Origin of the sequence: Pseudomonas sp. CFBP 13710, from assembly GCF_014842235.1 — a bacterium.
GTDB classification, from domain to species: Bacteria; Pseudomonadota; Gammaproteobacteria; order Pseudomonadales; family Pseudomonadaceae; genus Aquipseudomonas; species Aquipseudomonas baltica.
The window spans coordinates 758,380-772,290 of sequence record NZ_JACYVJ010000001.1; the positions used below are offsets into that span (position 1 = coordinate 758,380).

Annotated in this window: 13 protein-coding genes; 11 read left to right on the forward strand and 2 right to left on the reverse strand. The window is 61.7% G+C overall.

Going from position 1 to position 13,911, the window contains the following annotated elements; genetic code table 11:
- The first annotated feature begins 17 nt into the window (after positions 1-17).
- Together IFT44_RS03225 and infA are read left to right on the forward strand one after the other, a co-directional pair.
- Entirely contained in the window at positions 18-725 is a 708-nt protein-coding gene (locus IFT44_RS03225) for an arginyltransferase (RefSeq protein WP_122477770.1), read from the forward strand.
- A gap of 99 nt (positions 726-824) precedes the next feature.
- Entirely contained in the window at positions 825-1,043 is a 219-nt protein-coding gene (gene infA / locus IFT44_RS03230; protein ID WP_002553999.1) for a translation initiation factor IF-1, read from the forward strand.
- 140 nt (positions 1,044-1,183) lie between these two features.
- Here infA and clpA read toward each other — a convergent pair whose 3' ends face one another.
- Together clpA and clpS are read right to left on the reverse strand one after the other, a co-directional pair.
- Positions 1,184-3,454, reverse strand: a complete 2,271-nt coding sequence (gene clpA / locus IFT44_RS03235) for an ATP-dependent Clp protease ATP-binding subunit ClpA (protein WP_122477768.1) — start codon at positions 3,452-3,454, stop codon at positions 1,184-1,186.
- Between the two features lie 29 nt (positions 3,455-3,483).
- Positions 3,484-3,846 (reverse strand): ATP-dependent Clp protease adapter ClpS, encoded by a 363-nt coding sequence (gene clpS / locus IFT44_RS03240; RefSeq protein WP_043190060.1) that lies wholly within the window; start codon positions 3,844-3,846, stop codon positions 3,484-3,486.
- A gap of 223 nt (positions 3,847-4,069) precedes the next feature.
- On the opposite strand from clpS, the gene cspD reads away from it, so the two are divergent.
- The 9 genes from cspD to IFT44_RS03285 all read left to right on the forward strand — a co-directional run bounded on the left by cspD (position 4,070) and on the right by IFT44_RS03285 (position 13,759).
- Complete coding sequence (gene cspD, locus IFT44_RS21215; RefSeq protein ID WP_274604387.1) at positions 4,070-4,345, forward strand: cold shock domain-containing protein CspD; 276 nt, start codon at positions 4,070-4,072, stop codon at positions 4,343-4,345.
- 437 nt (positions 4,346-4,782) lie between these two features.
- A complete protein-coding gene (locus IFT44_RS03250; RefSeq protein ID WP_192055317.1) occupies positions 4,783-7,011 on the forward strand; it encodes an NADP-dependent isocitrate dehydrogenase in 2,229 nt (742 codons plus the stop codon).
- A 398-nt stretch (positions 7,012-7,409) separates the two neighbouring features.
- A complete protein-coding gene (locus tag IFT44_RS03255; RefSeq protein ID WP_192175513.1) occupies positions 7,410-7,850 on the forward strand; it encodes an NUDIX hydrolase in 441 nt (146 codons plus the stop codon).
- 59 nt (positions 7,851-7,909) lie between these two features.
- Positions 7,910-9,031: a tRNA 2-thiouridine(34) synthase MnmA gene (gene mnmA / locus IFT44_RS03260; protein WP_185793206.1), complete on the forward strand. Its 1,122-nt coding sequence runs from the start codon at positions 7,910-7,912 to the stop codon at positions 9,029-9,031.
- On the forward strand, positions 9,028-9,648 hold the full coding sequence (gene hflD / locus IFT44_RS03265; protein WP_122477760.1) for a high frequency lysogenization protein HflD: 621 nt from the start codon (positions 9,028-9,030) through the stop codon (positions 9,646-9,648). The genes mnmA and hflD overlap by 4 nt, the downstream gene beginning before the upstream one ends.
- Positions 9,649-9,737: 89 nt before the next feature.
- A complete protein-coding gene (purB, locus tag IFT44_RS03270; RefSeq protein ID WP_192175409.1) occupies positions 9,738-11,108 on the forward strand; it encodes an adenylosuccinate lyase in 1,371 nt (456 codons plus the stop codon).
- An 84-nt stretch (positions 11,109-11,192) separates the two neighbouring features.
- The gene (locus tag IFT44_RS03275; protein ID WP_122477757.1) at positions 11,193-12,362 is read left to right on the forward strand and encodes a ribosomal protein uL16 3-hydroxylase; all 1,170 of its coding nucleotides are present in this window, start codon (positions 11,193-11,195) and stop codon (positions 12,360-12,362) included.
- Entirely contained in the window at positions 12,355-12,780 is a 426-nt protein-coding gene (locus tag IFT44_RS03280; protein WP_192175410.1) for a GNAT family N-acetyltransferase, read from the forward strand. Before IFT44_RS03275 ends, IFT44_RS03280 begins: the two co-directional genes overlap by 8 nt.
- A gap of 223 nt (positions 12,781-13,003) precedes the next feature.
- Complete coding sequence (locus tag IFT44_RS03285; RefSeq protein ID WP_122477753.1) at positions 13,004-13,759, forward strand: secretin N-terminal domain-containing protein; 756 nt, start codon at positions 13,004-13,006, stop codon at positions 13,757-13,759.
- The last annotated feature ends 152 nt before the right edge of the window (positions 13,760-13,911 follow it).

The window sequence follows — 13,911 nt, forward strand, 5'->3', positions numbered from 1 at the left end:
CATTCCGAGGGTTCATCATGACTGAGTTGGCGCGCCTGAAGTTCTATGCCACTCAACCCCATTCGTGCAGCTACCTGCCCGACGAGCAAGCCACGACCTTGTTTCTCGATCCGAGCCAGCCGATGGACGTCCACGTCTACGCCGACCTCTCGGAAATGGGTTTCCGCCGCAGCGGTGACCACCTCTACCGGCCGCACTGCCAGCGCTGCAACGCGTGCGTGCCGGCACGCATTCCCACGGCAGGCTTCACCCCCTCGCGCCAGCAGAAACGCATCGTCAAGCGCAATCACGACGTCCAGGTGACGAGTGCCACCCCCCGCTTCAGCGAAGAGTATTTCGACCTCTATCAGCGCTACATCGAGCAGCGCCACGCCGATGGCGACATGTTTCCGCCCAGCCGTGATCAGTTTTCGACATTTCTGGTCCGAGACCTGCCGTTTTCGCGTTTCTACGAATTTCGCCTGGAAGGCCGGCTGCTGGCGGTGGCCGTGACCGACCTGCTGCCCAACGGGCTGTCCGCCGTGTACACCTTCTACGAGCCGACCGAAGAGCGGCGCAGCCTGGGCCGTCTGGCGATCCTGTGGCAGATCGAGGAAGCACGGCGATTGAACCTGGATGCGGTCTATCTGGGCTACTGGATCAAGAACTGCCAGAAGATGAATTACAAGACGCAATATCGACCCATCGAGCTGCTTATCAACCAGAGATGGGTAACACTTAACTGAACCCCTTGGCTTGAGCCCCCTTTTTCGGGCACAATGCACGCCGCTTTTGCCTGGCGCAGTTGCACCGGGCCATCAACTGGATACCGAGGGTTTTACTGCATGTCGAAAGAAGACAGCTTCGAAATGGAAGGCACTGTCGTCGACACCCTGCCCAACACCATGTTTCGCGTGGAGTTGGAAAACGGGCACGTCGTAACCGCGCATATCTCCGGCAAGATGCGCAAGAACTACATTCGTATTCTCACCGGTGACAAGGTGCGTGTTGAACTGACGCCCTATGATTTGAGCAAAGGGCGCATCACCTACCGCGCTCGCTGAACCGAGACACATGAACACGCCCGGCATTGCCGGGCGTTTTTGTGTGCGTGGGATTTGGACACCAAAAGCTGCGCGGCTTGCGCCGCTGCTGCAGAGACCGTACAAACCCCTGTAGCAGCGGCGCAAGCCGCGTCGAGCCGTTATGCCATCTCAGCCGTGGTTTCGAAATCGAAGGTCAGCTCGCCGTCCTTGATGTCGATGTGCACCACCCCGCCATGCTCGGCCAACTCGCCGAACAGGATCTCTTCCGCCAACGGCCGCTTGATCTTGTCCTGAATCAAGCGCGCCATGGGACGCGCGCCCATCTGCACATCGTAGCCACTTGCCGCCAGCCAGCCGCGCGCGGCATCGGTGACTTCAAGCTGCACACGCTTGTCTTCCAGCTGCGCCTGCAGTTCGGTGAGGAACTTGTCGACCACGCTCTTGATGACTTCGTGGCTGAGGCGACCGAACTGGATGATGGTGTCCAGGCGGTTGCGGAATTCCGGCGTGAAGCTTTTCTTGATCACTTCCATGGCGTCGGATGAGTGGTCCTGATGGGTAAACCCGATCGAGGCCCGCGCAGCGGTTTCGGCACCCGCGTTGGTGGTCATGATGAGAATCACGTTGCGGAAATCCGCCTTGCGTCCGTTGTTGTCGGTCAGGGTGCCGTGATCCATGACCTGCAGCAGCAGGTTGAAGACCTCGGGGTGAGCCTTTTCGATTTCATCGAGCAGCAACACGCAATGCGGCTGCTTGGTGATGGCTTCGGTCAACAGACCGCCCTGGTCGAACCCGACATAACCCGGTGGCGCACCGATCAGACGCGATACGGTGTGACGCTCCATGTACTCGGACATGTCGAAACGCACCAGCTCCACGCCGAGGGCCTTGGCCAGCTGGCGCGCAGCCTCGGTCTTGCCAACACCGGTAGGGCCGGCGAACAGGAACGAACCCACGGGCTTGTCCGGCGCTTTCAACCCGGCGCGCGACAGCTTGATGGCCGTGGCCAGCGAGTCGATGGCAGCGTCTTGGCCAAACACAGTGAGCTTGAGGTCACGCTCCAGGTTACGCAGCAGCTCCTTGTCGGAACTGGTTACGTGCTTCGGCGGAATCCGCGCGATCTTGGCCACGATGTCTTCGACCTGAGGCACTTCGATACGCTTGACTCGATTGGCTTCAGGCTGCAGGCGCTGGTAGGCACCTGCCTCGTCGATGACGTCGATGGCCTTGTCGGGCATGTGTCGGTCATTGATGTAGCGCGACGCCAGCTCGGCGGCCGCACGCAGGGCCTCGTCACTGTATTCGATGTTGTGGTGCTGCTCGAACCGCCCCTTGAGGCCGCGCAGGATACCAATGGTGTCTTCCACCGAAGGCTCGGACACGTCGACTTTCTGGAAACGACGTGCCAGGGCGCGGTCTTTCTCGAAGATGCCACGGAACTCCTGGAAGGTGGTCGAACCAATGCAGCGGATATCACCGGAGGACAGCAGCGGCTTGAGCAGGTTGGACGCATCCATCACCCCGCCCGACGCAGCACCCGCACCGATGATGGTGTGGATCTCGTCGATGAACAGGATCGCCTGCGGACGCTTCTTCAGCTCGCCGAGCAACGCCTTGAAGCGCTTCTCGAAATCGCCGCGGTACTTGGTACCGGCCAGCAGTGCGCCAAGGTCGAGGGAATACACGACGCTGTTCGCGAGCAGATCAGGCACCTGGCTATCGACGATGCGCTTGGCCAGGCCTTCGGCAATCGCCGTCTTGCCCACGCCTGCTTCGCCTACCAGCAACGGGTTGTTCTTGCGGCGACGAGCGAGAATCTGCGCGACGCGCTCGACTTCGCTCTCGCGACCGACCAGTGGATCGATGCGACCCTGGCGAGCCAGCTCGTTGAGGTTGCTGGCGTAGGCATCCAGCGGGTTGCTCGACGAAGAGGTATCACCGCCTTCTTCGTCCTGCATTTCCTGCTCGCCTTCGGAGCTGTCACCGTGACCAGGGACCTTGGAAATACCGTGCGCGATGTAGTTGACCACATCGATGCGCGCCACGCTCTGCTGCTTGAGCAGGAACACGGCCTGGCTTTCCTGCTCGCTGAAGATCGCCACCAGCACGTTGGCCCCGGTGACTTCTCGCTTGCCCGAACTTTGTACATGGAACACGGCACGCTGCAGCACACGCTGGAAGCCCAGCGTCGGCTGGGTTTCACGATCCTCGTCATGCACGGGGATCAACGGCGTGGTGGAGTCGATGAACTCCTGCAGGTCGTGTTTGAGTTTTTCGAGATTGGCGCCGCACGCGCGCAATACGGTGGCGGCTGCCTCGTTGTCCAATAGCGCCAGAAGAAGGTGTTCCACGGTCATGAACTCATGACGCTTGGAGCGCGCTTCCTTGAAGGCAAGATTGAGCGTGACTTCGAGCTCGCGGTTTAACATAGCTTCACCTCATACCCAAGTGGTCGGCGTTAACCGTCCTTCTCGATTTCACAGAGTAGCGGATGCTGGCTTTCCCTGGCGTACTGGTTGACCTGCATGGCCTTGGTTTCGGCGATGTCTCGGGTAAACAATCCGCATACTGCCCGTCCTTCTGTATGGACGGCCAGCATGACCTTGGTCGCCAGCTCACGATTCAGATTGAAGAAAACCTCGAGGATCTCGACGACGAAATCCATCGGGGTGTAGTCGTCGTTGAACAGAACCACCTTATACATCGGTGGGGCCTGCAATGCAGGCTTGGATTCCTGGACGGCAATGCCTGCCGAATCGTCCTCGTGCGACTGCGGGCGGTCTTGATTGAAGGTTAGTCGAATCTGACTGAATGCATGCATGGAAAGAAGATTCATCGTTGAGCGAATAGAAGTGGTGGGTTGACCTTGTGACCGAATTTTGACTCGGTCGCCGCATGACCTTGACTATCGGCAAAACGGTGTTACAAACAGTAGAACCCACATTGGGGAAGAAAGGTCCGCGCAGTCAACCAAATTTTTTCAATCGGTTGTGTTGCGCACGAAGTGGATGATACTCCAGAGCTGGAGTCCTTTGCAGAGGGATATGGGTATGCGCAGTGGTAAAGTCAAGTGGTTCAACAATGCCAAGGGCTACGGCTTCATTATCGAAGACGGTCAGACCGAGGATCTTTTCGCCCATTTCTCCGCCATCGCCATGGAGGGTTACAAGACGCTGAAGGCTGGCCAGGCCGTTTCCTTCGAGATCTCACAGGGACCCAAGGGGCTGCACGCCGTGGCCATCAAGACGGTAGAGGCCGAAGTCACGCAAGCAAGCGCTGCGACGACCAAAGAAGAGGCAAGGCAGTCCGCGAACGCATGATCGCGTCGCAGGAACAGTGATCGCGAGCAAGCGTTCCTCGGGCGCATGCCGGGCAACGTGAGCGCTTGCTCGCCGTCATTGCTGCGAATGTGCACCCGGACAGGCCATCCACACGGATGGCCTGTTTCGTTTCCGGCAGCTGCCGACCCGCCCAGCTTTGTGCCCCCTACACAGTATTCATCGCCGCGACCAGTGGTATACTGCCGCAGTGACCGCAGGGTCACCTTGGTCGGACCGGTCCGCCCGCGTGCACCGCCCATGCGAGTCGCGAGAGGGCCGTTGTTGCCGGTCGACCGCTTGACGCTCTACTGATGCATCCCACATCACCGCGACCAATGCTCGATTTTTCGCCTCATTGATGACAACGAGCGAAAGCGCCTATCCTGCGCATCTCGAGATTCTGTGCACGCTCAGCAAAGAAGAGAGTTAATTCGATTATGCCCACCCGCTCAAAGATCATCTACACCTTCACCGACGAAGCGCCAGCCCTGGCCACCTATTCGCTGCTGCCGATCATCGAAGCCTTCACCGCTTCTTCGGACATCGCCGTCGAGACCCGCGACATCTCCCTGGCGGCGCGCATCCTTTCAAGCTTTCCCGAGCGTCTGCAGGCCGGCAAACCCGTGCCGGACGATCTCGCCGAGCTGGGCACCCTGGCCACCACGCCTGAAGCCAACATCATCAAGCTGCCGAACATCAGCGCTTCGGTACCGCAACTGAAGGCGGCGATCAAAGAGCTGCAGGACCAAGGCTTCGACCTGCCCGACTACCCAGACAGCGCCGAGTCGGATGCCGACAAGGACACCCGCGCCCGCTACGACAAGGTCAAGGGCAGCGCCGTGAACCCGGTACTGCGTGAAGGCAACTCCGACCGCCGTGCACCACTGTCGGTCAAGAACTATGCGCGCAAGCACCCGCACAAGATGGGCGCCTGGGCCGCCGACTCGAAGTCCCACGTTGCGCACATGAGCAGCGGCGATTTCTACGGCAGCGAGAAAAGTGCCCTGATCGAAGCCGACGGCAGCGTCAAGATCGAGCTGGTCGGCAGCGACGGCAGCACCACCGTATTGAAGGAAAAGACCAAGGTCCTGGCTGGCGAGATCATCGACTGCGCCGCGCTGAGCAAAAAAGCCCTGCGCGCCTTCGTGGCCGCCGAGATCGAGGACGCCAAGAAACAGGGCGTGCTGTTCTCCGTTCACCTCAAAGCCACCATGATGAAGGTCTCCGATCCGATCATGTTCGGCCAGATCGTCGCCGAGTTCTATCAGGAGGCGCTGGACAAGCACGCCGACGTGCTGGAGCAGGTAGGTTTCAACCTGAACAACGGCATCGGTGACCTGTACTCGCGCATCAAGTCGCTGCCCGCCGAGCAGCAGGCGCAGATCGAAGCCGACGTCCAGGCCGTCTATGCCACGCGCCCTGCCCTGGCCATGGTCAACTCCGACAAGGGCATCACCAACCTGCACGTGCCCAGCGACGTCATCGTCGATGCCTCGATGCCGGCCATGATCCGCGACTCGGGCAAGATGTGGAACACCGAAGGTGTGCTGCAGGATACCAAGGCCCTGATCCCGGATCGCTGCTACGCCAGCATCTACCAGGCCGCCATCGAAGACTGCAAGAAGCACGGTGCATTCGATCCGACCACCATGGGCAGCGTGCCCAACGTGGGCCTGATGGCGCAGAAAGCCGAAGAATACGGTTCCCACGACAAGACCTTCCAGATTGCCGCCGACGGCGTGGTCCGCGTCAGCGACAGCAATGGTCGCGTGCTCATGGAGCAGAAGGTCGAGACTGGTGACGTGTTCCGCATGTGCCAGACCAAGGACGCGCCGATCCAGGACTGGGTCAAGCTCGCCGTCAACCGCGCCCGTGCCAGCAGCACCCCTGCCGTGTTCTGGCTCGACCCGGCACGCGCCCACGACGCGGTGATGATCGACAAGGTGCAGAAATACCTGAAAGACCACGACACCAATGGCCTGGACATCCAGATCATGTCGCCGGTCGATGCCATGGCTTTCTCGCTCAAGCGCATTCGTGCCGGGCAAGACACCATTTCCGTGACCGGCAACGTGCTGCGCGACTACCTGACCGACCTGTTCCCGATCATGGAACTGGGCACCAGCGCCAAGATGCTTTCGATCGTGCCGCTGATGAATGGCGGCGGCCTGTTCGAAACCGGCGCTGGCGGTTCGGCGCCCAAGCACGTGCAGCAACTGGTCGAAGAAAACTTCCTGCGCTGGGATTCCCTGGGTGAGTTCCTGGCCCTGGCCGCTTCGCTGGAGCACCTGGGCAGCACCTACGACAACCCCAAGGCGCTGGTACTGGCGGCGACCCTGGACAAGGCCACCGGCCAATTCCTCGACAACAACAAGTCGCCATCGCGCAAGGTCGGCAACATCGACAACCGCGGCAGCCACTTCTACCTGGCACTGTACTGGGCCCAGGCCCTGGCCGAGCAGAACGAGGACGCTGCCTTGCAGGCACAGTTCGCGCCGCTGGCCAAGACCCTGGCCGAGAACGAGGCGAAGATCGTCGCCGAGCTCAACGCCGTGCAGGGCAAGCCAGTGGACATCGGCGGCTACTACCATGCCGATGCCGAACTGACCCGCAAGGCCATGCGCCCCAGCGAAACCCTGAACGCCGCGATCGCTTCGCTGGTGTAAGGTTTGAACCGGTAACACCCCCAGCCCTGGCCCTGTGCCGGGGCTGACTTTTTAAGCGCAGGCGATCTCCCGTAGGAGCGGTCATCGGCCCCGAAAGGAGCAACGCGAATTGTCTGATGCACCGCGGCGCCTCTGGTTCGCGGCCACGGACCGCTCCTACGGAAGATCGCATGCGCCCGTAGGAGCGGTCATCGGCCGCGAAAGGAGCAACGCGTATTGTCTGATGCACCGCGGCGCCGGGTTCGCGGCCACGGACCGCTCCTACGGAAGATCGCATGCGCCCGTAGGAGCGGTCATCGGCCCCGAAAGGAGCAACGCGAACTGTCTGATGCACCGCGGCGCCTGGTTCGCGGCCACGGACCGCTCCTACGAGGGGTCCATCAATGGGAGATTCCATCATGACCTGGCAACCGCATATCACTGTCGCCACCATCATCGAGGACAGCGGGCGTTTTCTGTTCGTCGAGGAAATGAAAGGCGGACGTTTGGTGCTCAACCAGCCTGCCGGCCATCTCGAGCCTGACGAAAACCTCATGCAAGCCGCCCTGCGCGAGACCCTCGAAGAAACTGCCTGGGACGTCGAGCTGACCGGCGTGGTCGGCATCTACCTGTACACGGCGCCCAGCAACGGCGTGACCTACCAGCGCATCTGCTTCAGTGCACGCCCCCTGCACCTCAACCCCGAGCTCGAACTGGATCCGGACATCAGCGGCACCACCTGGCTGACCCGCGACGAGCTGGCCGCACAGGGCCATCGACTGCGCAGCGAGCTGGTCATGCAATGCCTGGACGACTACCTGAACGGACCGCTGCACAGCCTGGAGCTGATTCGCACCTGAGCGTTTTCCGACGCACCCTGTTAGAATCGCGTCCTTTTCAGAGGCCCCATCGAATCCCTATGCGTGAGCCAGCTCCCCGCCACTGCGCAAAACAGCGCGTCATCGTCGGCATGTCCGGCGGCGTCGACTCGTCCGTGTCCGCCCTTCTGCTGATGGAGCAGGGCTACCACGTGGAAGGCCTGTTCATGAAGAACTGGGAGGAAGATGACGGAACTGACTACTGCACGGCGCGCGAGGACCTGGCGGATGCCCAGGCCGTTTGCGACAAGCTGGGCATCAAGCTGCACACCGCCAACTTCGCGGCTGAATACTGGGACAACGTCTTCGAGCACTTCCTCGAGGAGTACAAGGCCGGCCGTACGCCAAACCCGGACATCCTGTGCAACCGCGAGATCAAGTTCAAGGCATTCCTGGACTACGCACTGATGCTGGGCGCCGACCTGATTGCCACCGGCCACTACGTGCGTCGCCGCGACAGCGACGGGCAGACGCAACTGCTCAAGGGCCTGGATCCGAACAAGGACCAGAGCTACTTCCTGCACGCCGTCGGCGGTGAGCAGATCGCCCGCACGCTGTTTCCCGTGGGCGAACTGGAAAAGCCCGAAGTGCGCGCCATCGCGGAAATGCACGGCCTGGCGACCGCCAAGAAAAAGGATTCCACCGGCATCTGCTTCATCGGCGAACGCCGCTTCAGCGACTTTCTCAAGCAGTACCTGCCAGCGCAGCCAGGCGAGATCAAGACCACCAGCGGCGAGGTCATCGGCCGGCACCACGGCTTGATGTACCACACCATCGGCCAGCGCCAGGGGCTGGGTATCGGCGGCCTCAAGGACGCCGGTGACGACCCGTGGTACGTGCTGGCCAAGGACCTGGTCGCCAACGAATTGATCGTGGGCCAGGGCAACGAGCATCCGCTGCTGTTTTCTGGCGCCCTGCTCGCTTCGGAAATCTACTGGGTGAACCCGGTGGACCTGGCCGAGCCGCGGCGCCTGACGGCCAAGGTTCGCTATCGTCAAAGCGACCAGGCATGCACCCTGGAACGCACCGCCGAGGGCTATCGCGCGGTATTCGACGAGCCGCAACGGGCTGTCACTCCAGGTCAGTCGGTGGTGTTCTACGACGGCGAAATCTGCCTGGGTGGCGGCGTCATCGAAGTCGCCGAGCCCTGGAGCCAGCCATGAACAACCTGCAGGAACAATTGGTAGCCCTGGGCGCGGTGTTCCAGGCGGCGGTGCTGGTCGACCGTATCGCCAAGACCGGTTCCGCCGCCGAGGCTGACGTCGCCTGCCTGCTGGGCAGCCTGCTGGTGGTCGATCCGCAGAACACGCTTGAAGTGTTCGGTGGCGACGACAGTCATCTGCGCGAAGGTTATGGCGCGCTGTCCAGCGCGCTGGAGCGAGACCCCGGCAGCCTGCAGCGCGAGCCGCTGCGCTACGCGCTGTCGATGCTGGGCCTGGAGCGGCAGCTGGCCAAGCGCGGCGAGATGCTGGAGATCATCGGCAAGCGCATTCCGCAGATCCAGAACCAGGTCGAGCACTTCGGCCAGGGCCATGAGAACGTCATCGCCGCCACTGGTGCGCTGTACCAGGACACCCTGAGCACGCTGCGCCAACGCATCCAGGTGCATGGCGATACGCGCCACCTGCAGCAGCCCAACAACGCTTCCAAGATTCGTGCCCTGCTGCTGGCCGGCATCCGTGCCGCACGCCTGTGGCGACAATTGGGCGGGCATCGCTGGCAGCTGGTGATCAGCCGCCGCAAGCTGTTGCGAGAGCTGTACCCCCTGATGCGCGGATGAACGACCGGAGGGTTGGCCCGGGCCGCCCAATCGGCTTTTTTCATGTATAATTCGCGCCCTTTTCAAAGCCCGACTGTCCGAGAATACCCATGCAGCTTTCTTCGCTCACTGCGGTTTCCCCTGTAGACGGCCGCTACGCCGGCAAAACCCAGGCCCTTCGCACCATTTTCAGCGAGTACGGCCTGATTCGCTTCCGCGCTCTGGTCGAGGTGCGCTGGTTGCAGCGCCTGGCCGCGCACCCGCAAATCGCCGAAGTACCGGTTTTCTCGGCAGAGGCCAACGCCGTACTGGATGTGCTTGCCAGTGATTTCGCCCTGGAGCACGCCGAGCGCGTCAAGGAAATCGAGCGCACCACCAACCACGACGTCAAGGCCATCGAGTACCTGCTCAAGGAGCAGGCGGCCAAGCTGCCGGAACTGGCCAAGGTCAGCGAGTTCATCCATTTCGCCTGCACCAGCGAGGACATCAACAACCTGTCCCACGCGCTGATGCTGCGCGAAGGCCGTGACGATGTGATGCTGCCGCTGATGCGCCAGATCGCCGGGTCGATCCGCGAGCTGGCCCATCGCTTCGCCGACGTGCCGATGCTGTCGCGCACCCATGGCCAGCCGGCTTCGCCGACGACCCTGGGCAAGGAGCTGGCGAACGTGGTGTACCGCCTGGAGCGGCAGATCGCGCAGGTGGCAGCCGTGCCCCTGCTGGGCAAGATCAACGGCGCGGTAGGCAACTACAACGCGCACCTGTCGGCCTACCCGCAGATCGATTGGGAAGCCAATGCCCGCGCCTTCATCGAAGACGAACTGGGCCTGGGCTTCAATCCCTACACCACGCAGATCGAGCCGCATGACTACATTGCCGAGCTGTTCGACGCGATCGCCCGCTTCAACACCATCCTCATCGATTTCGATCGTGATATCTGGGGCTACATCTCCCTGGGCTATTTCAAGCAGCGCACCATCGCTGGCGAAATCGGTTCCTCGACGATGCCGCACAAGGTCAATCCGATCGACTTCGAGAACTCCGAAGGCAACCTGGGTATCGCCAACGCGCTGTTCCAGCACCTGGCCAGCAAGCTGCCGATCTCGCGCTGGCAGCGCGATTTGACCGACTCCACCGTGCTGCGCAACCTCGGTGTCGGTTTCGCCCACAGCGTGATCGCCTACGAAGCAAGTCTTAAGGGAATCAGCAAGTTAGAGATCAATACTCAGAAAATAGCTGAAGATCTGGACGCTTGCTGGGAAGTGCTGGCCGAGCCCATCCAGACGGTCATGCGCCGTTACGACATCGAGAACCCGTACGAGAAGCTCAAGGAGTTGACCCGCGGCAAGGGCATCGGCCCACAAGCTCTGCAGACCTTCATCGACGGGCTGGACATGCCTGAAGAAGCCAAGGCCGAACTCAAGCAACTGACCCCGGCGAACTACATAGGCAATGCAGCAGCGCAGGCCAAGCGCGTCTGACATTCGCTACCGACGCTTTGACGCCCGGCCTCGCCGGGCGTTTTTATTCCAGTTATAAAAGCAATATTATTCAGCAGGTTACACATGAAAGCTAATACCCCACTTCAAATACTGGGCGGCCTGACTGCCGCTGAATTCCTGCGCGACTACTGGCAGAAGAAACCCCTGCTGGTACGTCAGGCCTTCACCGACTTCGAAAACCCGCTGAGCGCCGACGAGCTGGCTGGCCTGGCGCTCGAGGAAGAAGTCGAGTCGCGGATCGTCATCGAGCACGGCGCCCAGCCATGGGAAATGCGCCGCGGCCCCTTCGCCGAAGATGAATTCAGCAAGCTGCCGGAAACCGAGTGGACCCTGCTGGTCCAGGCCGTGGACCAGTTCGTCCCGGAAGTTGCCGAGCTGCTGGAGCACTTCCGCTTTCTGCCGAGCTGGCGCATCGATGACGTCATGATCAGCTTTGCCGCGCCGGGCGGCGGTGTGGGTCCGCACTTCGACAACTACGACGTGTTTCTGCTGCAGGGCCTGGGCAAGCGCAACTGGAAGGTCGGGCAGATGTGCGATTCGCAGAGCCCGCTGCTCGATCATCCGGATCTGCGCATCCTGGCCGACTTCCAGCAGAGCGAAGAGTGGACCCTGGAGCCCGGCGACATGCTCTATCTGCCGCCGCGCCTGGCCCATTGCGGCGTTGCCGTGGACGATTGCATGACCTATTCGGTCGGTTTCCGTGCACCGAGCGCTGCCGAAGTGCTGACTCACTTCACCGACTTCCTCAGCCAGTTCCTGCCGGACGAAGAGCGCTACAGCGACGCCGATGCCGTGCCTGCGGCCGACCCGCACCAGATCCAGCACGACGCCCTGGATCGGCTCAAGCGCCTGCTGGCCGAGCACATGAGCGACGAGCGCCTGTTGCTGACCTGGTTTGGCCAGTTCATGACCGAGCCGCGCTATCCGGAGCTGGTCGCCGGCGAAGACATGGCCGAGGCCGATCTGCTTGCCGAACTGGAACAGGGTGCGCTGCTGGTGCGTAACCCGAGCGCCCGCCTGGCCTGGTCGGAAGTCGACGCAGACCTGTTGTTGTTCGCCAGTGGCCAAAGCCGCTTGTTGCCCGGCGAACTGCGCGATCTGTTGAAGCTGATCTGCGCGGCCGACGCCTTGCACATCGACAACCTGGGCCCCTGGATGCACGACGAACAGGGTCGCGCGCTGCTCTGCGAGCTGGTGAAGCAAGGGAGCCTGGGGTTCGCCATCGATGAATAGCATTGGCGTGCGCGTGGCTGACTGGCACAAGGACAATCGCGACATCCGGCGCATTCGCGAGGCGGTGTTCATCGCCGAGCAGGCGATTCCGGCCGAGCTGGAATGGGACGAGGACGATCTGAGCGCGGTGCATTTCCTGGCTGTCGAAGGCGACTATGCGGTGGGCACTGCCCGCCTGCTCGCCGACGGTGAAATCGGCCGGGTGTCCGTGCTCAAGGACTGGCGCGGCCTGAGGGTGGGCGACAAGTTGCTGCAAGCGGTCATCGCCCATGCCAATGCACTGGGCCTGCACGAGCAGAAACTCAGCGCTCAGGTGCATGCCACGACGTTCTACGAACACCATGGCTTTCGCGTCGTCAGCGGTGAGTTTCTCGAAGCCGGCCTGCCCCATGTGGACATGATTCGCAGTCCAAGCTGACACGTGTGAGCGTGGTCGTCGGCCGCGAACGGCGCATCGTGATACGCCTGCTGGACTGCGGGGACCCTTTCGCGGCCGCTGACCGCTCCTACGGAGGCTCGCATCCGCCTTTGGGCGGTCAGCGGCCGCGAAAGCGGCGACGTGGTTCGGCTGATACGCTGCATCCTGTACATTCAGCGCGCATGCCATACTTGTCCGCACATCCAATGCGGAGATCACGGACATGCCGCTGCACCTTCTGCTCGCCAGCCTGCTGTTGTGCCTGATGCCCAGTGCCCAAGCGGCTACCCAGGTCATGCCCCTTCACTATCGCACCAGTGCCGATATCCTGCCCATCGCCCAACAACTGGTGGGACGAGACGGCAGCGTCGCAGCCTACGGCAACCAACTGGTGGTCAACGCCGAGCCCGACAAGCTCGACGAGCTCACGGCGCTGCTCGAGCAATTGGACAAGCCGGCGCGACGCCTGCTGATCAGCGTCGACACCAGCGACAGCAACACCGCCAACCAGCGCGGCTATCGCGTCAACGGCGGTGGCACCACGCGCATCATCCAGTACGGCACCGACAACCGCAGCGGCGGAGTGCAGCAGGTTCAGGCCAGCGAAGGCAGCCCGGCACTGATCCAGATCGGCCAAAGCGTACCCCTGACCACTGCAGGCACCGACGCGTACGGCCGCCTGCAAGCGCAGACCGAGTACCGCGATGTCACCCAGGGTTTCTACGTAACAGCCAGCCTGACCGGTGATGTAGTGCACCTCAACATCGCTACAAACAACGACCGACTGAGCCAGGAAAGGGCCGACGTGGTCAACGTGCAAAGTACGCAATCGACCCTCAGCGGCCGGCTCGGCGAGTGGATCACGGTGGCCGGCATGAACGAGCATTCGAGCATCAACCAACAGGGCATCGCCCGGCAATACAGCACCCAGGGGCGTAACGACACTACCGTTCGAGTAAAGGTCGACACCCTTGACTGAGCCTGAGGCACGACAGCGCCACCCCTGTCGGGAATCGTCGACCGCAGCCTCGAAAAATGACTCCACAGTCGCGAAATTGGCCTTTATGTAGTGCTTCGTATATTTCACTACAAAACGTTTGACGTGCAGAAAATCCATGGGGCATGATGGCC